The sequence below is a fragment of the Peribacillus sp. NPDC097197 genome (assembly GCF_050278025.1).
Lineage (GTDB): Bacteria > Bacillota > Bacilli > Bacillales > DSM-1321 > Peribacillus.
Genome location: NZ_JBNNST010000010.1, coordinates 16,129 through 41,901, shown reverse-complemented (window position 1 = coordinate 41,901; position 25,773 = coordinate 16,129). Strand labels below are relative to the sequence as shown.

21 protein-coding genes, 1 pseudogene and 1 riboswitch are annotated in these 25,773 nt (G+C 44.0%); of the genes and pseudogenes, 7 read left to right on the top strand and 15 right to left on the bottom strand.

Going from position 1 to position 25,773, the window contains the following annotated elements; translation table 11 throughout:
* Positions 1–11: 11 nt before the first annotated feature.
* The 3 genes from ACQKL6_RS14155 to ACQKL6_RS14145 form a co-directional block, all read right to left on the bottom strand.
* The gene (locus tag ACQKL6_RS14155) at positions 12–944 is read right to left on the bottom strand and encodes an ABC transporter substrate-binding protein (protein WP_427651312.1); all 933 of its coding nucleotides are present in this window, start codon (positions 942–944) and stop codon (positions 12–14) included.
* Positions 945–946: 2 nt separating this feature from the next.
* On the bottom strand, positions 947–1,735 hold the full coding sequence (locus tag ACQKL6_RS14150) for an ABC transporter ATP-binding protein (RefSeq protein ID WP_402871873.1): 789 nt from the start codon (positions 1,733–1,735) through the stop codon (positions 947–949).
* Positions 1,736–1,926: 191 nt separating this feature from the next.
* A complete protein-coding gene (locus tag ACQKL6_RS14145; RefSeq protein ID WP_427651311.1) occupies positions 1,927–3,096 on the bottom strand; it encodes a DHH family phosphoesterase in 1,170 nt (389 codons plus the stop codon).
* A 224-nt stretch (positions 3,097–3,320) separates the two neighbouring features.
* Here ACQKL6_RS14145 and ACQKL6_RS14140 point away from each other — a divergent pair, with 224 nt between their 5' ends.
* Positions 3,321–4,826: a methyl-accepting chemotaxis protein gene (locus tag ACQKL6_RS14140; RefSeq protein ID WP_427651310.1), complete on the top strand. Its 1,506-nt coding sequence runs from the start codon at positions 3,321–3,323 to the stop codon at positions 4,824–4,826.
* Positions 4,827–4,884: 58 nt separating this feature from the next.
* Here ACQKL6_RS14140 and ribH read toward each other — a convergent pair whose 3' ends face one another.
* From ribH to ribE, 3 genes and pseudogenes are all read right to left on the bottom strand, one after another.
* Positions 4,885–5,355 (bottom strand): 6,7-dimethyl-8-ribityllumazine synthase, encoded by a 471-nt coding sequence (gene ribH / locus ACQKL6_RS14135; RefSeq protein WP_402871881.1) that lies wholly within the window; start codon positions 5,353–5,355, stop codon positions 4,885–4,887.
* Between the two features lie 65 nt (positions 5,356–5,420).
* Positions 5,421–6,023, bottom strand: a pseudogene (gene ribB, locus ACQKL6_RS14130) (3,4-dihydroxy-2-butanone-4-phosphate synthase); the annotation flags it as partial.
* An 18-nt stretch (positions 6,024–6,041) separates the two neighbouring features.
* Entirely contained in the window at positions 6,042–6,680 is a 639-nt protein-coding gene (ribE, locus tag ACQKL6_RS14125) for a riboflavin synthase (protein WP_402958462.1), read from the bottom strand.
* A 148-nt stretch (positions 6,681–6,828) separates the two neighbouring features.
* A riboswitch (FMN riboswitch) is annotated at positions 6,829–6,959 on the bottom strand.
* Positions 6,960–7,247: 288 nt separating this feature from the next.
* Here ribE and ACQKL6_RS14120 point away from each other — a divergent pair.
* Together ACQKL6_RS14120 and ACQKL6_RS14115 are read left to right on the top strand one after the other, a co-directional pair.
* Complete coding sequence (locus ACQKL6_RS14120) at positions 7,248–7,838, top strand: GNAT family N-acetyltransferase (RefSeq protein ID WP_402871885.1); 591 nt, start codon at positions 7,248–7,250, stop codon at positions 7,836–7,838.
* Between the two features lie 223 nt (positions 7,839–8,061).
* The gene (locus ACQKL6_RS14115; protein WP_427651308.1) at positions 8,062–8,790 is read left to right on the top strand and encodes a tryptophan-rich sensory protein; all 729 of its coding nucleotides are present in this window, start codon (positions 8,062–8,064) and stop codon (positions 8,788–8,790) included.
* Between the two features lie 26 nt (positions 8,791–8,816).
* Here ACQKL6_RS14115 and megL read toward each other — a convergent pair whose 3' ends face one another.
* The 4 genes from megL to putP all read right to left on the bottom strand — a co-directional run bounded on the left by megL (position 8,817) and on the right by putP (position 14,346).
* Positions 8,817–9,992, bottom strand: a complete 1,176-nt coding sequence (gene megL, locus ACQKL6_RS14110) for a methionine gamma-lyase (protein ID WP_402871894.1) — start codon at positions 9,990–9,992, stop codon at positions 8,817–8,819.
* 264 nt (positions 9,993–10,256) lie between these two features.
* Complete coding sequence (locus tag ACQKL6_RS14105; RefSeq protein WP_402871896.1) at positions 10,257–11,393, bottom strand: DEAD/DEAH box helicase; 1,137 nt, start codon at positions 11,391–11,393, stop codon at positions 10,257–10,259.
* A gap of 51 nt (positions 11,394–11,444) precedes the next feature.
* A complete protein-coding gene (locus ACQKL6_RS14100) occupies positions 11,445–12,719 on the bottom strand; it encodes an ATP-binding protein (protein ID WP_402989162.1) in 1,275 nt (424 codons plus the stop codon).
* A 154-nt stretch (positions 12,720–12,873) separates the two neighbouring features.
* Positions 12,874–14,346 (bottom strand): sodium/proline symporter PutP, encoded by a 1,473-nt coding sequence (gene putP, locus ACQKL6_RS14095; protein ID WP_402871901.1) that lies wholly within the window; start codon positions 14,344–14,346, stop codon positions 12,874–12,876.
* Positions 14,347–14,521: 175 nt separating this feature from the next.
* Between putP and ACQKL6_RS14090 the strand changes: the two genes are divergently transcribed.
* The gene (locus ACQKL6_RS14090) at positions 14,522–16,564 is read left to right on the top strand and encodes a molybdopterin oxidoreductase family protein (protein WP_402989165.1); all 2,043 of its coding nucleotides are present in this window, start codon (positions 14,522–14,524) and stop codon (positions 16,562–16,564) included.
* A 180-nt stretch (positions 16,565–16,744) separates the two neighbouring features.
* Here ACQKL6_RS14090 and ACQKL6_RS14085 read toward each other — a convergent pair whose 3' ends face one another.
* From ACQKL6_RS14085 to ACQKL6_RS14070, 4 genes are all read right to left on the bottom strand, one after another.
* A complete protein-coding gene (locus ACQKL6_RS14085) occupies positions 16,745–18,070 on the bottom strand; it encodes an aspartate aminotransferase family protein (protein WP_402989168.1) in 1,326 nt (441 codons plus the stop codon).
* 398 nt (positions 18,071–18,468) lie between these two features.
* Positions 18,469–19,902: an NAD(P)H-hydrate dehydratase gene (locus tag ACQKL6_RS14080; protein WP_402958472.1), complete on the bottom strand. Its 1,434-nt coding sequence runs from the start codon at positions 19,900–19,902 to the stop codon at positions 18,469–18,471.
* A 37-nt stretch (positions 19,903–19,939) separates the two neighbouring features.
* Positions 19,940–20,581, bottom strand: a complete 642-nt coding sequence (gene bluB / locus ACQKL6_RS14075; protein ID WP_402871915.1) for a 5,6-dimethylbenzimidazole synthase — start codon at positions 20,579–20,581, stop codon at positions 19,940–19,942.
* A gap of 208 nt (positions 20,582–20,789) precedes the next feature.
* On the bottom strand, positions 20,790–21,395 hold the full coding sequence (locus ACQKL6_RS14070) for a uridine kinase family protein (protein ID WP_402871917.1): 606 nt from the start codon (positions 21,393–21,395) through the stop codon (positions 20,790–20,792).
* A gap of 88 nt (positions 21,396–21,483) precedes the next feature.
* Here ACQKL6_RS14070 and ACQKL6_RS14065 point away from each other — a divergent pair, with 88 nt between their 5' ends.
* Positions 21,484–22,164, top strand: coding sequence for an HAD-IA family hydrolase (locus ACQKL6_RS14065; RefSeq protein WP_402958474.1), 681 nt, complete (start codon positions 21,484–21,486; stop codon positions 22,162–22,164).
* Here ACQKL6_RS14065 and dacB read toward each other — a convergent pair.
* Complete coding sequence (gene dacB / locus ACQKL6_RS14060) at positions 22,147–23,592, bottom strand: D-alanyl-D-alanine carboxypeptidase/D-alanyl-D-alanine endopeptidase (protein ID WP_427651385.1); 1,446 nt, start codon at positions 23,590–23,592, stop codon at positions 22,147–22,149. The genes ACQKL6_RS14065 and dacB overlap by 18 nt on opposite strands.
* Before the next feature lie 212 nt (positions 23,593–23,804).
* On the opposite strand from dacB, the gene ACQKL6_RS14055 reads away from it, so the two are divergent.
* Together ACQKL6_RS14055 and ACQKL6_RS14050 are read left to right on the top strand one after the other, a co-directional pair.
* The gene (locus tag ACQKL6_RS14055; RefSeq protein ID WP_402871923.1) at positions 23,805–24,299 is read left to right on the top strand and encodes a PH domain-containing protein; all 495 of its coding nucleotides are present in this window, start codon (positions 23,805–23,807) and stop codon (positions 24,297–24,299) included.
* Position 24,300: 1 nt separating this feature from the next.
* On the top strand, positions 24,301–25,761 hold the full coding sequence (locus tag ACQKL6_RS14050) for a PH domain-containing protein (RefSeq protein ID WP_402871926.1): 1,461 nt from the start codon (positions 24,301–24,303) through the stop codon (positions 25,759–25,761).
* The last annotated feature ends 12 nt before the right edge of the window (positions 25,762–25,773 follow it).

The following is a 25,773-nucleotide window of genomic DNA, read 5'->3' as shown; positions in this document are numbered from 1 at the left end:
CGAATCTCCCCTTATTTACCTAGAAAAGATTCTTCGAAGAAGTCTAGTTGTTTATCGAAAGAATGGGCATCGGCGAAATAGAATGCAGAGCCTTCCGCATAAAATACCTTTTTATCTTTAACCGCCGGTATTTTGTTGTACCAAGTTGAGTCCATGAATGAAGTATCTTGTCCTTCTTTCACTAAATTAAGGACTAAATAATCCCCAACATAGTCACCTAATACTTCTTCGGAAATTCCAAAATATCCAGGCTCAAGGGCAACATCTTTAACAGCCTTTGGCATGTTCAATCCCATTTCCTGATACAGGATTTCCGTTCCACGTCCCCAGTTATCGCCAAATAAATAGATTTGCTTATCAGAGTTACCAGCAACCGTTATAGTAGCATCTTCCCCGATTTTATCTTTGATTTTGTCTCCTACTACTTTCGAACGTGCTTGGAAATCTTTAACCCACTTAGTCATTTCCTCTTCTTTATTGACTACTTTACCCACTTCGATACGTTGGTCGATGTAATTCAAAGCACCGTATGTGAAGATTACGGTTGGCGCAATCTCTTGTAATTTTTTAACGTCTTCCACATCATTAGAACCGATGATCAAATCTGGATCAAGTTCAATGATTTTCTCATAATCCGTGCTCGCTACCACTTCAGCATCCGGATATTTTTTAGCGAAATCCGGGTTATCTTTTGACCATGAATCCATACCTACTACGTTGATACCCATTTCCATTAAATCTCCCACGAATAACGATAAAACGACTACGCGTTTTGGATTGGCGGGAACTTTAACCGTACCGTTTTCCGATTTATAGCTGATCGTACCCGATTTTTTTGCATCGTCCTTACCTTGCGATGTTTCTTTAGTCGATGATTCATCATTTCCACAAGCCGTTAAAATAACCATTAATGCTGCAACTAAGAATAAAAGCCATTTTTTCATGTTCATTCTCCTTTTATTAGATCGTATGTGATGCAAACTGGTTTACCTGTACGGGGGTCTTTACTGATTTCCGCGTCAATTTTAAACACTTTCTTCAGTACATCTGGACTCATCACTTCTTCTGGTGTGCCCGCTTTTATTAAATTCCCACTCTCAAGAGCGATCATGAAATGTGAAAACCGGGCTGCATGATTCAAATCATGTAGAACCATCACAATGGTCCGATTTTCCTTTTCATTCAAGTTCTGCAAAAGTTCCAATACTTCAAGTTGATGGGCCATGTCCAGATAGGTTGTAGGCTCATCCAAAAAAATGATGTCCGTGTTTTGCGCAAGTGCCAAGGCAATCCACACCCGCTGTTTTTGACCTCCGGAAAGTTCATCTACAGAGTTGTGTCTAAATTCATATGTATTAGTAGACTTCATGGCCCAATCAATGATTTCTTTGTCTTCTTTTTTTAGGCCACCGAACCCTGATTGATATGGAAAACGACCATATGAAACCAGTTCCTCGACTAAAAGTCCTACTGCACTATCCTGTGTTTGTGGCAAGATCGACAGTTCCCTCGCCAATTCTTTCGTATTCTTTTTTTGTATTTCTGCTCCATCAAGAAAGACCTGTCCATTTTGATAGGGAATGATTCTTGTTAAAGCTTTTAATAACGTTGATTTTCCACACCCATTAGATCCTATAATTGTAGTAATTTGGCCATCGGGAATTTCAATCGTCAAGCCGTTAACGATCACTTTTTTGTCGTATCCAACTTCAACGTTACTAACGTTCATTCGCATGTAATCATTACCTCCCCTTTCACGCTGAAATTGATAATCGTTATCAACTACTTAACAATAAGATTATTCAGTATAATCGAATCTTTGTCAAGCGTTTTTAGGAGAAAAGAACTAAGGTACTACCCTCGTTTTTTTCCCTCCATATAACAACTGCAAATAACAGCCGCCCAAATTTGGACAGCTGCATTGCCTTACCCTCTATTCACAAACTCTTCGTATCTTTCATCGTTCGCAAGCCAGGCTACATATTTACGTTTCGTGTATTTTTCCGCTTCCTCGAACGTATCAAACGATTTCTTTATCAGTTTTCCATTCACTTCAATGATCCACTCTTCTTCTTCATCATTTTCATAAATGAAGATATCCTGTTTATCTCTCGTTGAATATAGGCAACCTTCTGGTGAATTCTTCACATTCAATTGGTTCTTATGAGCGTCGCGCTTAATCGGTTCAGAGAAGAAGGTCTTCTCGACGAATTGGCTGTATGCTTTTTCCGACATCGTACAACCTGCGGCTTTTTGATGGCCGCCCCCATCATATTTCCCTGCAACCTCAGCTACATCTACCTCATCATGGATGGTGCGGAAACTGATTCTTTTGCTTCCGACCATAAGGATCGCAATATAATCCAGATGGGAAAATTCTTTTGATAGCTCATTACCCAATTCCGAATGGTAAGACTCGGCATGGACCACCCCAACTGTATGAGGACCGACCGTAGCCTGATACACTTCTCTTTTTTTCCTATTTATGTACCGATCCACACGACTCTCTTCCACTCCCAAAAGAGTCTGTTCCACTTCATCAAACGCGAAGCTTTCAGCTGATGAGAGCTTATGTGCAATCTTCGTTTCGAATTCTTCAATCGGAATCATGAAGAATAAGTCATTCAACCGCTTGGCCGTTACATTATTATTGGCCTGCCATTCCCATGTATCATATTGTCGAACCAATTCAACGAATTCAGAGAAAATCCGTGAAGGCTCCAGCCACTTTTGATCCACCGCATATTGATAGAATAAAGAAGTGGCTGCCGTTTGTTTGCCGTCTTCCTGTTCAACCGTAACAGATGCCCAGTCATGTTCATTCAAATGCAGCGCCGACTTATGATGGTCGATTAAAAGTGCATGTCCTCCATCTTCAACGAATTGCGTAATCATTTTTTCATTATCTTCATTTACCGAAAGATCGGTAACAATCAATGTATCCTCGATATTCGCCTGCTCAAGAAATGCTTCGACATTCTGATTAAGGCGGCCGATTGAATTGTAGCTAACTACCACGTCTTCCCCGAATGCAAGCTTCGCGACGATTCCGCAGCCGACCCCGTCTAAATCATTATGTGTAAAAAGATAGTACACATAAACCCCTCCTAAAAACTAATATATTTACTTTTCCCTAAGAAATGATTTTCAATTGCAATCTTTACAATTGTAGCATAATCACATCCGACTATTTTAACACGGTTCCACCCAAAACCGCTTTGAACGTAAAAAAAAAACGGACACCTTCAATTTTTTTCTTTATTTTGTAATATTTACATCGTAATATAGATGAGTTACTAAATAGAAATCGAGGTATGACAATGTATCAGTTCAGATCAGATCGTGCATCAAGAGAAATAATAAATAACTCAAGACACTCGGCCATCATCATCTATACACTATTCACGATTGCTGCCGGCCTCCTATTTTCATTCACAGTCGGCATACCGACTCTAAACATTGGAATCATTGCCCTTTTTAGCATCATCCCCGCCGTTGTGGCCTCCATTTTGATCAAGCAAAAAAAATGGACACTCGGGGTGCCCTATCTTATCGGCATCACGATCAACCTTTTATTCGCTTCGATCATCATCCAGTCCAGTAGCCCTTTGTCATTGGTCCTGTTATATCTAGGGCTTCTTTTTGCGTCCATTTATTACGATTATTATCATGTCATCTTGTCGATCGTCCTATATTCAGGGTTCCTGATTTACCTGATTTTATGGTCAGAACCTTTTTCCATGGTTTTATCTGAAAAGGGCGTCACTGTACTTGGTATCATTCTTTTATTTATTTTAACTGCCATTTTATCCGTCTTTTTCAGTTTAATCGGTAGTGCTTCGATTAATGTCGCCTTGGTCGAGCTTGCAAAGAGCCGACAAACGGAAATCAAGACAAAGGATATGCTTGACGAAATCACCAAATCCGTTCATGGATTGACCGACTTTTACAATGAGCTGCAAGCCAATGTCCAAGTCACTGGAAATATCTCCAAGGAAATCACGAATGCCTTTATAGAAGTCACAAGGAATATTGAATCCCAGGCATTAAGCGCCAATGAGGTGAAAGATTCCATCGATTCATTCGATGGAGAGGTTCAACAGGCCACCCTTGCATCCGATAAAATGAAAGTCCATACGGTAGAAAATGAATCCAGCACCAAAGATGGACGTCAGGCGATGATCATCCTTGCCCAAGATATTATATCCGTGGGGGAAAAGGCTAAACAGACCGCCTTCTTAATGGAAGAATTGAATCAACAAAATAAGCAGATCCAAACGATTCTGGCAACAATCGAAGACATTTCGGACCAAACGAACTTAATTTCCTTGAATGCCTCCATCGAGGCGGCACGAGCGGGGGAACATGGGAAGAGCTTTGCCGTGGTTGCGGATGAGATCAGGAAGCTTGCTGTAAACAGCCGACAGGCGACCAATCAAATCCAGCAAATCTTACATCATATCTCCATCAAGTCTAATGAGGTGACAGATGGCATGAATCAGAGCTTGGATGTTGCAGGCATGATAAAGAAAAACTCCGAAGATGTCGAACACGTTTTCAAAGAGATGGAAGGAAACACGCTCCAAGTCATGGAACAATCGATCAAACTTCAAACCATGCTTCAAGCTTTGACGCAAAACTCGAGTACGGCAACGAATGAAGTGACCAATATTGCCAGCATCGTACAGGAAAATGCCGCTTCCCTGGAGGAAGTCGCCGCGAGCGTGGTGGATCAGAATACCCTCATTACCCAAATGGAAAGTAACTTCTCCAGTTTTGAAGACCTTTTAAGAAGCCTGGAAAAGCTGACAGTCAGCGAGAAGTAATTTGTTTGTTCAAGAAGAAAGCCGCGGATGGTTGCCCTTCCGCGGCTTTCTATCTAATTTATTGTTCAATCAGTTTTCCAAGGTTCGCCATTTCTATGGCACTGACCGCTGCTTCATATCCTTTATTTCCCGATTTCGTGCCGGCCCGTTCGATGGCCTGCTCGATATTTTCCGTCGTCAATAATCCGAAGATGACTGGAACGCCGGTATCCAAAGCAACGGAGGCCATTCCTTTCGCTGCTTCATTGCAGACATAATCATAATGCGAAGTAGAACCTCTGATGACCGTCCCTAATCCAATCACTGCGTCGTATTTCCCCGTGTTCACAAGTTTCTTGGCAATGAGCGGCAATTCAAATGCTCCTGGCACCCAAGCGATGTCCACGTCATCCTCGTCAACACCGTGGCGTTTCAGACCATCCAATGCTCCGCCCAATAGCTTGCTTGTAATGAACTCATTGAACCTTCCAACCACGATTCCCACTTTCAGTCCCGATCCGATTAATTGTGCTTCGATAATTTTCCCCATGTCTATTTCCTCCTCATTTTTTAAAAACATCATGCATTTTGAATGTATACCTGTTCTTGCGATGATTCCTTTTGCTTACGGTATTGTACCAAGTCCGCAATCGTAATGAATTTCAGGTTGAATTTATCCGCAATTAGTTCCAAGTCGGATACACGTGCCATGCTTCCATCTTCATTCATGATTTCACAAATGACACCTGCTGGAGCAGCCCCACATAACTTGGCCAAGTCGACGGAGGCTTCCGTATGTCCCGTGCGGCTTAACACGCCCCCTGCCTTGGCTATCAACGGAAAAGTGTGCCCCGGGCGTTGAAAGTCCTCGGCAACCGAATCTTCCTTCAAAAGCTCAAGGATGGTAATGGACCGCTCGAACGCACTGATTCCGGTAGACGTGCTTTTATGATCGATACTTACGGTGAAGGCCGTCCCATGATGATCGGTGTTATCATTGACCATCGGATGCAAGTTCAGCTTTTTCGCCAACTGTTCGGTAATCGTCGTACAAATCAACCCACGGCCATGCGTCGCCATAAAGTTAATGGCTTCGGGTGTCGCCTTTTCTGCAAGCACCACGAAATCCCCTTCATTTTCGCGGTCTTCATCATCGGAAATGATGATTACTTTCCCAGCTTTCAAATCTTCAATCGCTTCTTCAATGGTATGGAACATCCTGTACACCTCCATTTATTAGAATCCATGCTTAGACAAGAATGCTAAATCCAGTCCTGGTTTTGATTCGCTGTTTTTCATTTGATGTATGATATATTTCCCTAACATGTCGTTTTCAATGTTTACGATATGGCCTGCCGCCTTCCTGCCCAAAATGGTATCCTGATGGGTCAAGGGAATGAGTGATACAGTCAGCAAATTTCCCTCGATGCCGAATATCGTCAAGCTTGTCCCATCGATGGCAACAGATCCTTTTGGCATACAGTATGTACTGAGCCCTTCTTCCAGTTGGATCACATAATAGACGGCATTTTCTTTTCGTTCTTTTTTCATGATGGTGCCCGTTCCATCAATATGACCTGAAACGAAATGGCCGCCGAAACGTCCATTAGCACTCATCGCACGTTCAAGATTCACTTCTGAACCTGGTTTCAATATCCGGATCGATGAAGCTTTCACCGTTTCAGGCATCACATCGACCGTAAATAAAGTCTGTGTGAAGGAAGTCACCGTCAAACAGACCCCGTTAACGGAAATGCTGTCTCCAAGATGGACATCTTCCAGTACTTTCTTAGAGGAAATGGCCAGTTCCATGCTGCTTCTTCCCTTTTTCATGGAATGAACCGTGCCGATCTCCTCAATGATTCCGGTAAACATAGTTTCTCCCCCTTTTATACACATATAAAAAACCCCTTAGGATGGCCTAAGGAGTTAGCAGGAGAAATGAGTGAAAAAAATGGTATACCTAATAAACCCATCATTTCATATTCTGAAAAAATAGGCGTACGTATACACTTGGATTTCACACGTCCTTCTCCCATCCAGACTGTACTGTCGGCTTTGGATTCTCACCAAATCCTGCCTTTATCAGGCTCGCGGGCTTAGAATTGCTTCATCACCGCCGGTTGGGATTTTCACCCGACCCCGAAGGACTAACTATTTTTTTGAATCTTCCATTATTTTAACACTCTAAAGTACGGATGTAAAACATCTATCCTAAAATGAATCGATAGTTGCAAGCAAATCCTATAAGAAAAGGGAGGAATCCATCCTATGTAAGCGACTATAGCCGTGGTGCTTACATATCAATAGATCCCTGCCATCATACGAATCTCGTATACACGATCCAAGAGAGATGCTAGAATTTTATTCCATTATTTTCTTATTAAATGTACTGAATTATGCTATAATAATTGGAAAATCAAGAATAAATGGGGAATTCAAATGGGAAAGACAAACCTTTTAATGGTTCAGCACAATCATATCGAAAGTGAGCGTATCATCTTACGTCCGGTTTCGCTTGATGATGCTGAGGATATGTATGAATATACATCTGATGAAGAAACGACACGTTACCTTTACGACAAACATAAAGATTTGGACCAGACTAAGAACTTCATAGCGAACTATTTTTTGGAAGAGCCTATCGGCAAATATGCACTCGTGTTAAAGGAAGACAACAAAATGATTGGGGCTATCGAATTCAGAGTGCATGAATCGAACAAATGTGGAGAACTGGGTTATACTTTAAACCGGAATTTCTGGGGTAAAGGCTATATGACCGAAGCGGGAAAATCAATACTGGAATTAGCCTTCAATGTTTTGGATTTGGAGCGAGTATTTGCTGAATGTGATGTGATAAATGCCGCATCCGGGAAAGTATTGGATCGCTTAGGCATGAAGTGTGAAGGGATTCACCGTAAAAGCCACATGACGAAGGGTACATTATTAGACAGCGCCTATTATTCCATATTAAAAGAAGAATATGTAACCCCCGAAAAAAAGGATGAAACGGTTGTTAACGCTAAATCCTAATTTCACTAATTAATTAAACACCTTTAAAGGACCTTGCTGCAATAACAGTAGCAAGGTCCTTATTTTTTAGACGTGTTGTACCTTTATCCCTTTACAGATCTTGAATACCTTCTTTTATCCACCAAGTAAGAATCCTTCCTTCCGATGTGCTAAAAAAGGTTATCTCTCCAATTTAAAAGGAATAAGATAATATGTCCCAATTTCATTCAAAGGAGGAAGACACATGCTAATTGTTCTTATCAACCTTGTTGCCTATCTATTCGTCATCACGATGAATTTCCTGGCTAATTACCTTCCCTTCAACGGCCAAACCTCAGGAGAAGTTTCCGGGAAACTGGACGTTCTTTTTACCCCAGCCGGCTATGTATTCTCGATATGGGGATTGATTTATTTTCTTCTTGCCATCTGGGTAGCCAGACAGTTTATGGGGAAAAACAAAACAAGTCCCGCATATATGGTCTCTTTCCCATGGTTCGCCTTAAGCTGTATATTTAACGGAGCCTGGCTATTAGCTTGGCATTACGAATACTTCCTGTTATCCGTCATCATCATCATTACACTTTTATTGACCTTGATTGTCATTTACACAAACATTATAAAAGTGAGGCATGCCTTTCTCGACTTGATGCCCTTTTCCGTCTATCTAGGATGGGTGAGCGTCGCGACCATTGCTAACATTTCCTACTATCTGACCTATATCGGCTGGAATGGTTTCGGGATTTCCGATGTAGCATGGACCATCGCCCTCTTACTCGTAGCCACGGCTCTGGCATTCATCTTTGCCATCAAAAACAAGGACTGGTGCTACCCACTCGTCTTCGTCTGGGCCATCATCGGAATCGGCGTAAGGAACAGCACGCCCCATCCGACAATCACCACCACATCCTATATCCTGGCCACCCTCATCCTCATCCTATCCATAACCGTCCTGATCAGGAACCTCAGGAAATAATTCAGGAAATAAAAGGGGTCAGACCCCTAAAACGCCTGTTCAAGGTCAGACCAGATGTCATGCCAGGATTCTAGGCCGACGGAGAGCCGTATGAGTTGGTCGGTGATGCCCATCTGCGTTCTTGATTCTTTTGGGATGGACGAGTGTGTCATCGTAGCGGGATGCTGGATCAAGGATTCAGCGTCTCCTAGGCTGACCGCGATTTTTATAAGCTTCAAGTTATTGAGGAATCGTTGGGCATCCTGTTTTGTCCCCTCCAGTTCAAAGGAAATCATGCCTCCACCGGATTTCATCTGTTTTTCCATGATCCGATAATCCCCTGATTCTGCGTCGCCTGGATAATAGACGGCCTTAACCCGTTGATGCTGTTTCAGCATGCGAAAGATCTCCGTTGCATTAGAAGCGTGACGATCCATCCTGACTGGCAACGTCTTCAATCCCCGCAACAGCAACCATGCATCAAATGGCGAAATAATCCCTCCGATATCCTTCTGTGTTGTCATGGCCACCTGATTGATAAACTCCTTCTTTCCGACAATCAGACCCGCCACAACGTCCCCATGTCCACAAAGATACTTCGTAGCACTATGAAGGACGACATCACATCCAAATTCCAGTGGCTTCTGTAAATATGGAGTGGAAAACGTATTATCGACCACAACAGGCACATTATTCTCCTTGGCGACTTTCATGACCAATGCTAAATCGATCATTTTCATCGTCGGATTAATCGGCGTCTCAACATAGATGCAGGTCGTATTCGGACGGATCATGCTCCTTAGCTGGTCCTCCGTTTCCATATCGCAAAAATCGTGGGTAATCCGGTATTTTTCCTCCATCAGTTGAAGAAGGCCGAAAGTACATCCATACAACCCTTTTGAACAAACGATATGGTCATCGGCTTTGGTCAAAGCAAAAAGGACCGCAGACACGGCAGCCATCCCTGAACTAAACGCAAGTCCCGCTTCCCCGCCTTCCAAGGCCGCAATCTTCTCTTCCAGCACCCGAACCGTCGGATTTCCCAGCCTCGAGTAAATATATCCATCTTCTAAACCAGCAAACCGGTTTTCCCCTTGTTCGGCCGTATCGAACGTAAATGTCGAGGTTTGAAACAAAGGTGTGGTCAAGCTTCCTAAATGCTCCTTCGAATCATATCCTTCATGAATCACAGCTGTTTCAATATGCTTATATTTCTCTCCCATTCTAACTCCCCCTATCCAAATAGCTATATCTATCATATGTTAAAAAAACATATTTTGGAAGCGTTTTCAATGTAAGTCGCCTGGGCATTCGTACAGGATCAGTCCTGTTGCCCTTGTTAATCATCCACAAAGCTTGTGAAGCGGCCAGTTTTCCTTTAAAAAGCTTGCAATCTATCAAATAGGAACGTCAAATGAGGATAGCCGGATTACGCTACAGAACATAAAAAAAGAGACAGCCTTCATGGCCATCTCCATTCTTCATGCCTATTCTTCTTCTACGATATTCCCACCATAGAAAGTGACTTTCGTTAAGGGGATTTCAAGTTCGCGAGCCATTTTCTTCAACTCACGCTCTTCTCTTTCCGTCACGATCGAGATGACCGTGCCATCCGCTCCGGCACGTCCCGTTCTACCAGACCGATGAATATATTGGTCAATGTTTTCAGCCATATCAATATGAACGACGGCTGTCAGTCCTTTAATATCAAGTCCACGGGCCGCCACATCGGTTGCAATCAACATCGGTGACTTTCCAGAACGAAGCTTACGCAACGCTTTTTCACGATCGACTTTATTCGACTCCCCGTGAAGTACGCCCATTTCGATGCCTTTAAACTTAAGCTTCTCATGTAACACGCTAAGCTCGGCAATATCGTTCAAAAAGGCCAATGCCTTCACATCTTTCAATCTTGTGATTTTCTCCAAGATTTTGGACTTTTCGCGTCTTTCGACTACAAAATAAAGATGATCGACCTTCGAATCCATTTTTTCACTTTTATCAACCTTGATCAATTCCGGTTCATTCATGAATCCTCGGGCCACTTTTTCCGTTTCTTCGGGAAGGGTCGCCGAGAACACCATGATTTGGCGGTCCTTAAGCGTCGTTTTGATAATATTGTTGATTGTTTGCATATGCTCGGGAATGATCAATTGATCTCCTTCATCGAGTACGATCGTTTTCACTTCATGCATCTTCAACTTCTTTTGGGCAATCAATTCATAGACACGGCCTGGTGTTCCCGCAATCACTTGTGGATGCTTCTTCAGTTTGTCCAACTGACGCTTCACATTGGCACCACCAATGAAGGCTGCTCCAGAAATACCGCTACCTTCCGACCAAATCCGAATCTCTTCATTGATCTGCATCACCAATTCCCGTGATGAAGCCAAGATTAAAGCTTGGGGGGATTTTTTTTCAGGATCTATTTTTTCAAGCAATGGCAGTAAATAAGCAAGTGTCTTTCCCGTCCCCGTTGGAGATTCGGCCATGACGTCTTTTCCTTGTGCAATGACAGGAATCGTTTTCGTTTGTACCGGCGTAAGTTGTGCAAAGCCTGACTTTTTCCAGACTTCCTGGATAAATGGCTTTCTATCGTTCAGTAATACAGGTAATTCGCTCATATCGTTCTCCTTTAATAAAAAAACTTTTCATATCCTTTATAGTACCATTTGTTATAGGGTAGTAGCCAACGGAATCCGAATTGTCACCGTCGTCCCTTTATGTTTCTCACTTTCAAATCGCATCTCACCATTCAATCGATGGACAATTTTCTGACAGATGGTAAGCCCGATTCCCGTTCCCTTTTCTTTTATCGAATAAAACGGTTCACCAATTCGCTCCAACCGCTCCGGCTCCATCCCGATCCCATTATCACTGACCATGACTATAGCATGATCATCGATGATTTGCAGGGATATGTCAATTTTTCCATTCTCATCAACAGCCTCGATGCCATTCTTGATGAGATTGATGAATAGCTGTTTAAGCTCGATCGAATCGGCCATGACTAAAACGGGGTCTGCCCCTTTCACTTCAATGGCCATCTCAATATTGTTCAGGTTCGATTCAGCTTTCATGAGTGTATACACTTGATGCAGGCAGTCCCCAAGGTCCAGCTTACGGAAGGTGACATCCTGTTTCTTGCCAAGGACGAGCAACTCGCTCGAAATGATATTGATGCGTTCAATTTCCTTTAACATGATGTCAGTATGCAACGGGTCGACTTCCTTGGTCATATCCATTAATTGCACGAACCCTTTTAATGATGTTAACGGATTTCTTATTTCATGTGCCACTGCTGCCGAGAGATGCCCGATGACGGAGAGCTTTTCAGACATGATCATCAATTCCTCTTCACGCCGGACCTTGGTAATGTCCCGGACGATGGCATAGATTCCAAGTAACTCCTTGTGGACAATGATGGGCAAAAAGGTGACACGCATGATTCGCTTTTCGTCATCCATCCTCTGGATATTCGTTTCGAAGTGTACAGCTTCTCCCTCCAAAGACTTGATAAAATAATCAGATGCTTTTTCATTTTCGATCAAATCGATGAAGTATCCCGCTTGTTTTGCTTTTAATGCCTCACCTCGGACCCCGAGGAACTTTTCGGCTTTTGGATTAACCGACATGATCCTGCCTTCAAGATCCAATTGTAGAACACTATCTGGATTGTGCTTAAACAAGGATTGATACTGCTCATCCTTCAAGTTGAATTCCTGTTGGGACCGCAACATTTTCCCTGTCCAATACCGGATGATGACATAGAGAATGATCCCGGTTATGAATATATAGATCCACCCCTTCGAATGCTGGAACATCGCATAGGTGTGAACATTCTCTTTTGCGCGGGACATCGAGATGTAATCGGTAACAAAAATCCATAAGGCCCCAATGATCATATATATAATAGCTACTTTACCTGCAATTTTATGTGAATGGTTCATCCCGTATCCTTTATATTTATTTTTTGGCTTATTATTCCCAACTCACTCAAAAAAAAGTCCTCATGCACTACACATAAGGACTTTACAGCTATTGTACCATGTTTTTGCTAATGATTGAAAAGAGAGTGCCATCCATTCAATTGAACAGCGCATTCTATTTAGTTAGGTTTTTAACAGCCTGATCAAAATCTTCGTCTATTTCTTTAGAAGGTTTCGCCGATAACAGACTGAAAATCACGACGGCAAGCGTACCTGCGATAAAGCCAGGTATGATTTCGTAGACTTCCGCGAACTTGTCGATGGATTCCCATACGATCACGGTTACCGTACCGATGATCATTCCAGCCAGGGCTCCCCATTTTGTCATTCTTCTCCAGAAAAGGCTCAGTAATATGACCGGTCCGAATGCCGAGCCGAAACCTGCCCAAGCATACCCAACCAATTTTAAAATGGTCCCGCTCGGGTTGAACGCCAAAACAAGGGCAATCACGGATATCGCCAATACGCCCAACCGTCCAACCAGCACTAATTCCTTATCGGAAGCATTTGGACGAACGAACTGTTTATAGAAGTCATCCGTCAACGCACTTGCCGACACCAATAATTGAGAAGCGATCGTGCTCATGACTGCGGATAGAATCGCCGCCAGCAAGAATCCCGTAATTAGAGACGGGAACAACTCTTTAGAAAGGAGGATGAATACTGATTCTGCATTCGCTTCCCCCAAAGGCGCATTCGCCTTGCTAAAGTAAGAAATCCCGACCAATCCTGTGAACATGGCACCTACAATGGCGAACACCATCCAGCCCATACCGATGCGACGGGCACTTTTCAATTCTTTCACGGAAGATATCGCCATGAATCGGACGATGATATGCGGTTGGCCAAAATAACCAAGTCCCCATGCCAGCAACGAAATGATCCCAATCGTCGACATTCCTTCAAACGCATGCAAAAGGGTCGGATCAATTGATTTTATTTCCGTAAATGTTGGAGTCCAGCCTCCTATATTTACAATGGTGACGACAGGTACTAGAATTAAGGCAATGAACATGATGGTTCCTTGAACAAAATCCGTCCAACTCACGGCAAGGAAGCCACCGAATAACGTGTAAAGAATGACGACACTTGCCGTCAGCCAGATTCCATATCGGTAATCCAGGTTAAAGGCCGTCCGGAAAAGCTCCCCGCCTGCTACCATACCGGAAGAGGTGTAGAAAGTAAAAAAGATTAAAATGACTAAAGCGGATACCACTTTTAAAATTCGGGAGGTATCTTTAAACCGATTCCCCAAATAGTCTGGTATAGTAATAGAATTATTCGCGATCTCCGTATATGTACGAAGCCTTGGCGCCACGAATAACCAGTTTAGATAAGCGCCTACTGACAGACCGATGACGATCCACCCGGCACTTAAGCCATTCAAGTACATGGCTCCAGGAAGGCCCATCAGCAACCATCCGCTCATGTCGGAAGCACCGGCACTTAAAGCGGTTACAGCCGGACCCAAGTTTCTTCCTCCGAGCATGTAATCCGTCAGGTTAGCGGTCCTTCGATAAGCAAGGTACCCGATTAACAGCATACCTGCCATGTATATGACAATTGAAACGATTGCTCCATATTCCAAAAATTCTTCCTCCATTACTTACGAACCTTTCGATAGAGAAGGCTCATTTTATTAAAATAAGCTTATCAGAAAAAAAAACATAAGTTAAGTAGTTCTTTCTAATACCCAATATATTAAAATATACAATTAATAGACTATTCAAAAAAGCGTTCCAAAAAACAAGGAGGACAAAGTCATGCAACCCTATTTCAAACAACAGGATGGAATCTTCCCATCGGTTTGCTCACTTGATTGCCCCGATCAATGCGGTTTACTCCTTCACAAAAAAGACGGAAAAATCGTGAAAGTCCAGGGGGATCCCAAACACCCGGTTACAAAAGGAAATATCTGCAACAAGGTCCGGAATATGACAGCCCGTCTATATGATCCGCATCGTCTTTCGCAACCGCTTATGCGAATCGGTCCAAAAGGAAAAGGGCAATTCGCCCCCATTAGTTGGGACGAAGCGATCGGGATGATCACGTCAAAATGGAAGGCCTTGATAGACCAGCATGGACCGGAATGCATCCTCCCCTACAGTTTTTATGGAAACATGGGAAACCTTAGTGCTGAAGGCATGGATCGTCGCTTCTTCCACAAACTTGGGGCAAGTAGGCTGGAGCGTTCCATTTGTAACTCTGCCGGTTCGGTCGGCTACAGTTATACCATGGGCGGTTCGTTCGGAATCGATCCGGAGGAAACGATCGACACAAAGCTTTTCATCATGTGGGGGATTAATGCCGTGAGTACCAATATGCACCAAGTGACAATTGCCCAGCAGGCCCGGAAAAATGGCGCCAAGGTTGTGGTGATCGACGTCCATAAAAACCAGACCGGGAAGTGGGCTGATTGGTTCATCCCCATCCTGCCTGGTACAGATAGTGCACTTGCCCTTGGCATCATGCATATTTTATATGCCGAAAATATGGTCGATCAGCCTTTCCTAGACGCCTATACGGTCGGTTCTGACGAATTGCGTGAGCATGTCCGCCAATATGACCCGGCGACCGTCTCCACGATCACGGGCGTTCCAATCGAAGACCTTTATACATTAGCCCGGATGTATGGACAGACCGAACCATCATTCGTTCGAATCGGTAATGGCCTGCAGCATCACGATAACGGCGGAATGGCTGTAAGGACCATTGCCTGCCTTCCCGCCCTTACCGGACAGTGGGGTGTTAAAGGCGGTGGGGCGATGAAAGGGAACTCCGGTTATTTGGCATTTAACAAAGATGCCTTACAACGCCCTGAGCTTTTGCGAAACAAGACTACTCGCATCGTCAACATGAATCAAATCGGAGAAGCCCTTTTAGATAAGGAGAACCCGATTCGTTCCTTATTTGTATACAGCTCCAATCCTGCCCTTGTCGCTCCCAATGCAAACAAGGTTAAGGAAGGACTTATGCAAGAAGACCTATTCACGGTCGTCCATGATTTATTCTTAACTGAAACGGCGCAGTATGCCGATCTGGTCCTTCCCGCCTCTTCATCCTATGAAACGGAGGATTTTTATACTTCCTACTGGCATAATTACATACAAATTCAAAAGCCAGTCATGGAGAAATATGGAGAGTCCAAATCAAATGTGGAATTGTTCAAGATGTTGGCTGCTAACATGGGATTCGAGGACCAAGCTTTTCAAGACTCTGAGGAAGACATGATCCGTCAAGCACTCGACTTCCCCGAGAATCCTTATTTAGGAAACATCAACTATGAAGCTCTTTCTGAACATCAGTTTGTGAAAGCCGAGATGCGACCACTCTTCCCAGGGAAACTGCCGACACCGAGCGGCAAAATCGAACTCTATTCCGAACGGATGAAACAGCATGGGTACGAACCATTGCCTACCTATACACCCATCGCGAAAGACAGCGACCTGCCGTTCTTATTCATACCGGCGCCGAACCATAATTTCCTGAATTCGACTTTTTCCAATAACGAGAAACATATATCGATGGAAAAAGAACCAAAACTGCATATGAATACGGAAGACGCAGTAAAACGAGGGATAACAGACGGCGATATGGTCCGTATCTGGAATGCCCGAGGCGAATGTGTATTAAAAGCCGTCATAGGAGAAAATGTCCTGGCCGGTGTCCTAGTCAGCCAAGGCATATGGCCAAATACACCTGGCAGAAAGCAGCATATCAATGCCCTCACGCCAGACCGGCTCTCCGATATGGGAAATGGTGCCGTCTTCTTTTCCGGCCGTGTTGATGTGGAAAAAGCAGTGTAAATGATGATTTTATTTCTCGCATTCACTCGTTTCCCGGGAAATATCCTCGATTCTTGTAATATATTGACTCAAATTCTGGATTCATTCGCTCCACAAAAAAAGGCTGTTCCCTCTGGGGAAGCAGCCTTTTTCGTGGATCCGAACCACCCTGGTTGATTCGAATGCCATCCTCTTCACGTCTTATACAACTTCTTTTTCGATAGCCGCAAATGTATCGTCCAAGATTTCGATCAACTTCCCTACCTCTGCTTTAGTGATGATCAAAGGTGGTGCAAACACTAGTGTATCTTGATCGAATGTAACAGATCGGCAGATTAAACCATTTTTAGCGGCCTCCGAAACGATCCGTGGAGCCAAAGGGGTTTCGAATTTCCCCCCCGTTTGTTTGTCTTTGACGATCGATATACCACCAATCAGTCCTAGCGCCCTTACATCCCCGATTATGGAATGTTTAGCTTGAAGCTTGTTAAAGCCTGCAAGCAATTCCACTCCACGTAGTTTCGAGTTTTCAATTAAGTTTTCCCGTTCAATGATTTCGATATTTTTCAACGCAACGGCACAAGCCATCGGGTGGCCACTGTAAGTGTAGCCATGTAAAAGCGTCCCTTTAGAAAGGGCTATGAAATCCTGATACATCCTATCATTCAGGACAACACCACCCAATTGGGCATATCCACTCGTCACGCCTTTGGCAAAGCACATCATGTCTGGTATGACCCCGAAGTGCTCGATTCCGAAATACGCACCCGTTCTGCCAAAACCGGTAATGACTTCGTCCGTCACCAACAAAATGCCGTACTCATCACAAATCTCCCTGACCTCCTTGAAGTAGCCTTCAGGAGGCATATTCACGCCACCAGCCCCTTGTATCGGTTCCGTTATGAAAGCAGCGATAGTTTCCGGTCCTTCCTGTACAATGGTCTTGCGCAATTCCTCAATGGAGGAGCCATCCACATAACAGAAATCCGGCGCAAGGGAATTCGTGAAGTCGCGGAAAGGCTTCAATCCCGTGGCACTAGTCGCTCCCATCGCCACCCCGTGATAGGAGTTCGAACGGGAAATGATTTTTTGCCGGTTGGGCTGGCCTTTTAAAATCCAGTAGTGACGCGCAAGCTTGATCGCCGTATCACTCGATTCCGACCCTCCGGACGTAAAGAACACGGCATTCAAATTTCCGGGTGCGATGGAAGCGATTTTGGCAGCCAACCGAATGGCTGGTTCATTACTGAAGGTGGCAAAATTAGAGGTGAACGCCAATTTCTCCATCTGCTCCTTCGCCACTTTGGCAATTTCGTCCTGCCCATGCCCGATATTCACATTCCAAAGGGAAGACATCCCATCGATAACCGTCCTGCCCATGATGTCCGTTAGGTATATCCCCTTACCCTCGGTAAAAATGAAACTCGGTCCATCTTGCTGCTGTTGTTCGATCGCTGTTGTCGGATGGATAAAATGCTTTTTATCCCAATCAATCAATTGCTGAATATCCGTCTTTTCTTTCACCATGTAGAAACACCCTTCTCTACTGATATTTTTAATACAGAGATATGTATTCTGTAACAAGATGCATGCCGAGGTACTGTGTTCTAACATAACCATTCAGGAAATAATCAGGAGATAAGTCAACCTCTCTATCTAGTTAATTTTCTGAAATATTTCATTTAACATTGTATTATTCTTGTATTTTTTTTATCCCATAAACTTCGAAAATCTTTAGCCAGGATATCGCTACATGCCATGAAGACCTGCATACCGGGACCCACTAAAAGGCGGGGATACGAGCAAAAAAAAAAAAACTAGCTGCTAAGATGACAGCTAGTTTTTGATTCCCTACCTTTTCATGGTACTTTCTTTTTATTTTATTGTTATCGAGCACTCACTTCATGTCGTCCATCAGCGAGTGCCTATTCGAATTCCTTCAACACATAGGCCAAGTTTTCACTCACATCACTTGCGAGCAGACTGCTCTTCGCCCTCGTTTCACTCCATTGCTCCGCGCTTACCCCGTGACAGTATACAGCATTGGCCACGGCCGCTTTCTTATCTTCATAGAATGAGATAAATGCAAGGATCATCCCAGTCAAGGTATCACCTGTCCCGCCTTTGGCAAGTCCATCATTGCCGGTCGAATTCACCCATACATCGCCATCGGGAAACGCCATCACCGTATTTCTTCCTTTGAGTACAACGGTCACCTTATTCGAGATCGCATATTCAGATGCGAGGCGCAGGCGGTCTTTCTGGATTTCCTTCGTCGGAAGACCCGTCATTTTACTGAACTCACCAGGATGGGGCGTGACGATCGTCATCGCTTCACGCATGGGATAGTCGCGTTTCTTAAGGGCTCCTGCATCGATAATGATCGGCAGGTCCCTTTTCATTACTTCATGTAACGCCCGTTCGATTTTTTCCTCATTATCCAATCCTGGGCCGATTGCCACTCCCCTTATCCCTTTAGGCATCGCTCCAGCCGCTACCTTTTCCAGTCCATCATGTAAAAATGTACATTCCGGCACCCGGCTCGCGATAATTGCTGAAGCGAACCTTGTTGTCGCCACAGTCAGTTTCCCGATTCCACTCCGCATCGCGGCAAGGCTCGCCAGCATGGCACTTCCCGGCATTTCATCCGTACCCGCTATCAACAGTCCCGTCCCGAATGTCCCCTTATGCGAGGCACTATTTCGCTTCGGGAAGCTTGCGGCAATATCCCCTTTGGTCCATACTTGCCAATTGGATGTCTGTGGCAAGCCAATATCGAGCACTTCGGTCTGACCATAATACTCGACACTTCCTTCGAGAAACGCCGATGGTTTGTACCCGTGGAGCGTGAATGTTCGGTCAGCCTTTATAGCCTTTTCCACTTCACCGGTATCCGCCAAAACGCCTGTCGGAATATCGATTGCCATCCGAACGGCCTCTTGCTCATTCATCCAATCAATCAGCTGTTCGATATCATTACGGAGTGGCAACCTCGCTCCGACCCCAAGCAGCGCATCTATCAACACATCATAATCCTCACTGATTTCCGATACCTCAAATCCGCAGTGGAGATAATAGCGGTAGTGGCGCTCTGCAGTCTCAGAAACAGGTTCCCCTAGTGGGATAGCGAGCTCACATATGAAACCATGTTGCTTTAAATAACGGGCGAGAACCACTCCATCTCCGCCATTGTTCCCTTTTCCCGCAAGAATCAAGATTCGCTGCGATTTGCTCACATTTTTGACAATGGCTTCAAATAAAGCCCGTCCCGCATTTTCCATCAGCGTAAACGTTTCAAGTCCATGATCCGCTGCAGTTCGATCGATTCTTTTTATTTCCTCGCCTCGATAGATATACAAAACGAAACACCAGCTTTCTACAAGATCCTTACAAGGTCTAGTTTTGGCCCCACTTATCTTTAAAAATCAAATCATCCATCGACCGTCTCTTTTCCCAATTGGCCGTTTCAAGAATCGGTTTATCGGGATATTGATCGGTATAGCCAACAGACATGAGCGCGACAGGCTCCACGTGTGGAGGGATATCCAAAATGTCCCGGATATCATTCTTCTTGTAAAAACTGACCCAGCCCATCGCCAACCCTTCCGCACAGGCGGCTAACCACATATTCTGAATGGCACAGGCCGTCGATAAAATATCCGTTTCAGGAATGGAGTTGCGTCCAAGCACATGAGATCCACCCCGCGTCGGATCACAGGTCACACAAATCGTATAGGGGGCTTCCTTCAAGCCTTCTACTTTCAAACTAAGAAACTTGTTTTCTTTTTCCCCTTCATAATGAACCGCAAGCGCCCTTCTTTCCTTATCCGCGGCCCAGGCCAACCGCTCTTTAATCTCCTGGTCCGAAACGACAATGAAACTCCATGGTTGCATGAACCCAACAGACGGTGCATGATGTCCCGCCTCCAAAATCTTATGCAAGGTATCCTTTGAGATGGGATCGGGTAAAAAACTCCGGATATCCCTCCGGCTATAAATCGCTTTATATACACCAGCTTGTTCATCATTAGTAAACATACTTCTCCTCCATTATCTCTGTCTCTTAGAGAAATTTATCTAAATATTAATATTCAATATGAATTTTACAGGTAAACCCTTACAATGAAAAGCAGCCTCATCCTTCCTATTCTATGACAAAAACCGGAATCGATGAAGGATAGCTAGGGGAAATGGACTCGGGGTACAAGACCTTCATCCGCGAGAAAGGAAAGGAACGAGACTCTATTCATCTCGTTCCATCCACAATCAGGTTGACCCTATCTCGTGGAAGATGTGCATCGACATAGAGATCTTCATAGACCATCCAGTTATCTTCCCACATGGAACGCATCTCTTCCCCATCACGCTCAATTCCACGGTCTAATCGTTTCTCCCGGGGGCACTCCACCCAAATGGTAAAATTATAGAAGGCAGCCAATTCATAGCGAGTAGAGTATGTGCCTTCAATGATGACAGTCCCACCCACTGGGATGGTATGCCACTCAGCCATTGCATCCGATTCCCAATCATAACGTTGGTAGACCGCTTCTTTCCCAGAGGTAAGCGGTTCCAAAACTTGACTGAAGACACGGGACCAATCGTAGTTCACACCAATCAAATTCCCGACTGGAGGCAACTGGGCCCTTTGAGAAGAAGGAAAATAGAAATCATCCATATGAACAATTGTGACATCCTGACAATGAGCTTTTATATAGGCAGCAAGGGTACTTTTCCCCGAACCACCGCGACCATCTATGGCAACTAAATATGGCCTTCGGTTTCCAGGGGAATTCTGGATTTCAGCAATAAGTTGGGAAATCGTGTGCTGGCCACGAATTGTTGGGAAATTCATCAAACCCCTCCTCTTCCTATATATTTCTCTACACCCTCCCAAGAAACCCTCCTTGGGCGCGCAAAAAAATTGAAAGAAGGTACAAAATATGAATTCCATTCCCTTTGCCGTCATCTTCGACATGGACGGCACCCTGTTTCAAACCAATAGGATTTTAGGTTCATCACTTGAAAGAACGTTCAAAGTCCTTCGGTCAGAAGGAAATTGGCAGGGAGAAGCCCCTCTTGCCACATACCAAAAAATCATGGGGGTTCCACTAAAGGTCGTATGGGAAACCTTATTGCCAAATCACGCCGAGTCTATTCGGAATCAAGCCGACCGACTCTTTCTTGAATGTTTGAATCAAGAGATCAAAGAAGGAAAAGGTCAGCTTTACCCAAACGTCATCGAGACCTTGTCAGTCTTTAAACAACAAGGTATTCCAATATTCATAGCCAGCAACGGACTTGAAAAGTATTTGGAAGAAATCTGTACATATTTTCATCTGCATGAATACCTTACGGACATTTACAGTATCGAAAGGTCATTGAAAGGCTCGAAAACGGATTTAGTTCACATGTTGTTGAGAAACTATAACATTGAAGAAGCCATCCTGGTTGGCGACCGAAAGTCCGATATCGAAGCTGCAAAGGAAAATGGATTAGTGGCCGTCAGCTGTCCATTTGGTTTTGCGACTGTCAATGAATTGGTGGAAGCAGATCTTCTCATCGCGGATTTTTTTGAATTACAAGCATATGTTTTTAAACGAATATCAACGCTCTCTTTCTAACAGATCTTCCTGTTCCGCTAGCCATACCACTATTTTATCTTGGATGTCCCTGATTCCCTTTTCCTCCACGAAGTTGTTCAAAAGAATTGAAAAGATGATGCCTTCCCCACTTTTGGTGGTCACATATCCAGACAAAGTGCTCGTAGCGGAAATCGTCCCCGTTTTAGCGCGGACATTTCCCACGGCCGCCGTCTTTTCCATCCTATTCCTTAATGTACCGCCTATCATCTTTTCTTTAACCCCAGCAACCGGCAGTGCATTGAGATAGGAAGGAAACCATGTTTTTTCCCGAACGGAATAAAGGAGTTTGGTCAATTCGTTCGCTGAGATCAGATTGACCTGGCTAATCCCTGAACCATCCCGCATCATGGTCGATTGCGTGTCCATCCCCATCAGCTCGAGCTTACTTTCTGCTATCTTCAATCCATTCTCCCAACTGCCTTCCCCCTTCGCTGCCTTCCCCATTTCCTTCACCAAAACTTCAGCATGTGTGTTATTGCTCAGTTTCATGAAGGGAACCAGCAATTGTGAAAGGGTCATCGAATCATGGCTGGCAATTTTCCTAGCTTGCGCGGGTGTTTTTCCTTGTTTGGTCGTACCTAACACCTTGATGCCTTGCCGTTCCATCGATTGTTCAAATAATCTTAGGGCATATTTGGTAGGATCAATCACCGCCATATATTCTTTTGTCGGCAAGCCATGTTCCGGCATAGTCCCCGTTACCGTCAAGACATTTCGCTCATGATCGCGTTCGACCTTGATTTTCTGCTTTCCGTCCGGTGATACTGTTATCGCTTCATTAACGACTGTTACATAGTCCGTTTCCGGTTGCATCGTCACGGTTGCTTTTTTTCCAGCCCTTTTCCCTGGTGATATCTCCAGAAGGACTGTCCCGGTATCATACTCCTCATCGGGTGCGGCGGTTAAGGCTGAAACGGCCGACCCGTAGTATTCTTGCTCATCACTTCGTATTAAATCAGGCGAATGGCCTTCATCGTCATACCATGTATCATCGCCGATAAGATCTCCATGAACATAGTGGATTCGATGTTGCTTCAACACCTTCGCCAAACCATCAAAGTCCTTTTCAAGAAGGGTTGGGTCTCCTTTTCCCTTCAAATAGACATCCCCCTGAAGGACGTTCGCGACATGAATGCCTTTTATGTATAGTTCCGTTTGGAAGACATGTTCCTCCCCTAACGTTTCAAGTGCCGCTGCCGCTGTCAGAAGTTTCATGTTCGATGCCGGTCTCATCCTTATATCCGCATCATGCTCATACACCAATTCCCCTGTATCTGCCGAACGGATTGAAATTCCGGCTAAGGCCCCGGTTAAAGCAGGCGACTCATGTACGATACGCTTGATTTCACCAGCCATCGATTCCTCTTCATAAGCAGCCTGCATCGTTTCCCCATTAAAAAAGCACATCAAAAACAGAAAGAAAATAATGTATACTTTCCTTATAAAGGTCAAATCCATTTCACCTACTTTTAAATTTCATTCACATGTCCCTTCATATCAGGCATACACAGTATTCCGTATTCCAGGAAAGCCTCACCTCAGGGACTTTTTTAGCCCTAAAGGGAACTTTTACTAAGAATCATCCGTATAAAAGTAATGACACAGTAAGGAGTGAACATATGTATTCAAAGATTCAAGCGCCCACAAAGAAAATTTCGAAAGAATCCATCAAGGTTTGGCGGATGACGGAAACCATCACCAACCTCATTATTCTCGTCATACTCGGCATCTTATTATTCGTTGATACTTATTTTTCCTGGAAAGAGTGGATTGGATGGGTTTTAATCGGACTGACCATCATCGAATGCTTTTCCGCCATTTGGTCCATCATCATCGCCCCCATTTTATTGCAAAAATATTGGCGATATGACGTAAGCGAAGAATTCATCCAAACGAAACATGGAGCGTGGTACGAATCCCATGAACTCATCCCGATGACGAAAGTTCAATCGGTCGAGCTGAACCAGGGGCCGTTTCTACGGAAGTATGGCCTTTATACGATTAGTATCGGAACCATGGGCGACTCACATACCATACCCGCCATTCCGGAGAAAGAGGCGTATGAACTTCGAGATAAAATTGCGCACTACGCCAAGATAAAGGAAGTGGAATGACATGGCGGAACAATCCAAACGGTTACACCCGCTCAAAATCCCATTTGAAATGTGGAATGTGCTGAAGAAGGAATTCTTTTTAATTATCCTCCTTTATGTATTGAATTTTGGTACGGAAAAGGTTTATATGATCGTGCTGCAACTCATCTATCTCTTATACTTCGTATGGAAGGTCATTTCATTGACTTTGAACTGGTTCACCTATACATATCATATAAAAGAAGGAAACATTCAGATCAAGTCCGGGCTTATTTCCAAGTCCTATCGGACAGTTCCGCTTCACAAAATACAAAACGTCCAACGACGGACAACCGTCCTTCATAAGTTTTTCCACTTAACTTCTTTAACGTTCGAAACGGGAATGACTGGTGACCAAGGTTCTGTCTTGTTTGAGGCGATTTCTTTAAAAGAAGCCCAACGACTTGAAACGGAATTTTCCTCACAAGAAATCCCGGCTGTAGAAGAAGATCATCTGGAAGAGGACAGCTTGAAAGAAACGGGTGCTGAACAAACCATACATTTCACACCGACTAAACGGGATGTGTTAAAAGCTTCCTTCACGTCACTAAGCTTCCTGGCCATCATTCCGATTGTCGCTACGATTTATAAAACACTTGATGATTTTTTCAATCTGGAAAATGCCGAAGGGGCTGTGGCATCATTTTTGAATTCATGGCTAACCATAACCATCGCTCTCATTGTTTTAGTAGGATTAGCTATTGGTTTTGGAATTATTTCCACGTACGTGAAATATGGGAAGTATGAAATTTCATCGGATGCCAAACGTGTGTATATAAAAAAAGGGGTGCTCGATGAATCTGCCTTTTCAATTCAGAAAGAAAAGGTGCAGGCGGTGGAAATCACCCAATCCCTCATCAAAAGAATGCTTGGATTAGCGGAGGTGAAACTGATAAGCGCGGGAAGTACAGGAGATGAAAAACTGGAAACGAATACGCTCTATCCATTTTTATCGGTTGACCGTGCCCATGCCATAATCGAAGAGATTTTGCCTTCTTACAAGGTGGAACGCTCCATGCATCCCTTATCGAAACAAGCTTTCATCGTGCGAATGCTAAGGCCAAGCTATATCTGGATAGTTGTGACGGTTGCCATTTTTATTTTCAAGCCAGCGATATGGTATATTTCCTTGATTCTTTTCGTACTCATTTATACATCGAGAATCATAGATTACAAAAATGGCCGCTATTTATTACATGACGAATTCATTCAATTTAAATCAGGAAGTTTGGAAACGTCCCTGTTCATCACGAAAAGAAGCAAGGTCATTCAGATTAAAGTCGAACGCTCAAGACTGCAAAAACGCTTTGGGCTCGCATCGATCGAAACCATTAACCGTTCCAAACCGGTACATCATACCAAGCTACAAGATGTTTCCCTTGAATATGCCGACGAGTTTTACACATGGTATATTGATCGCACGAAAAACATTCAAGTCGAATAACCAACCAGAAGA

What these genes read in the sequence shown, in the direction of transcription:
- ACQKL6_RS14155 (WP_427651312.1), bottom strand. Translation starts at nt 944, where the DNA reads ATGAAAAAATGGCTTTTATTCTTAGTTGCAGCATTAATGGTTATTTTA.
- ACQKL6_RS14150 (WP_402871873.1), bottom strand. Translation starts at nt 1,735, where the DNA reads ATGCGAATGAACGTTAGTAACGTTGAAGTTGGATACGACAAAAAAGTG.
- ACQKL6_RS14140 (WP_427651310.1), top strand. Translation starts at nt 3,321, where the DNA reads ATGTATCAGTTCAGATCAGATCGTGCATCAAGAGAAATAATAAATAAC.
- ribH (WP_402871881.1), bottom strand. Translation starts at nt 5,355, where the DNA reads ATGGGGAAAATTATCGAAGCACAATTAATCGGATCGGGACTGAAAGTG.
- ribE (WP_402958462.1), bottom strand. Translation starts at nt 6,680, where the DNA reads ATGTTTACCGGAATCATTGAGGAGATCGGCACGGTTCATTCCATGAAA.
- ACQKL6_RS14120 (WP_402871885.1), top strand. Translation starts at nt 7,248, where the DNA reads ATGGGAAAGACAAACCTTTTAATGGTTCAGCACAATCATATCGAAAGT.
- ACQKL6_RS14115 (WP_427651308.1), top strand. Translation starts at nt 8,062, where the DNA reads ATGCTAATTGTTCTTATCAACCTTGTTGCCTATCTATTCGTCATCACG.
- megL (WP_402871894.1), bottom strand. Translation starts at nt 9,992, where the DNA reads ATGGGAGAGAAATATAAGCATATTGAAACAGCTGTGATTCATGAAGGA.
- ACQKL6_RS14105 (WP_402871896.1), bottom strand. Translation starts at nt 11,393, where the DNA reads ATGAGCGAATTACCTGTATTACTGAACGATAGAAAGCCATTTATCCAG.
- ACQKL6_RS14100 (WP_402989162.1), bottom strand. Translation starts at nt 12,719, where the DNA reads ATGAACCATTCACATAAAATTGCAGGTAAAGTAGCTATTATATATATG.
- ACQKL6_RS14090 (WP_402989165.1), top strand. Translation starts at nt 14,522, where the DNA reads ATGCAACCCTATTTCAAACAACAGGATGGAATCTTCCCATCGGTTTGC.
- ACQKL6_RS14085 (WP_402989168.1), bottom strand. Translation starts at nt 18,070, where the DNA reads ATGGTGAAAGAAAAGACGGATATTCAGCAATTGATTGATTGGGATAAA.
- bluB (WP_402871915.1), bottom strand. Translation starts at nt 20,581, where the DNA reads ATGTTTACTAATGATGAACAAGCTGGTGTATATAAAGCGATTTATAGC.
- ACQKL6_RS14070 (WP_402871917.1), bottom strand. Translation starts at nt 21,395, where the DNA reads ATGAATTTCCCAACAATTCGTGGCCAGCACACGATTTCCCAACTTATT.
- ACQKL6_RS14065 (WP_402958474.1), top strand. Translation starts at nt 21,484, where the DNA reads ATGAATTCCATTCCCTTTGCCGTCATCTTCGACATGGACGGCACCCTG.
- dacB (WP_427651385.1), bottom strand. Translation starts at nt 23,592, where the DNA reads ATGTGCTTTTTTAATGGGGAAACGATGCAGGCTGCTTATGAAGAGGAA.
- ACQKL6_RS14055 (WP_402871923.1), top strand. Translation starts at nt 23,805, where the DNA reads ATGTATTCAAAGATTCAAGCGCCCACAAAGAAAATTTCGAAAGAATCC.
- ACQKL6_RS14050 (WP_402871926.1), top strand. Translation starts at nt 24,301, where the DNA reads ATGGCGGAACAATCCAAACGGTTACACCCGCTCAAAATCCCATTTGAA.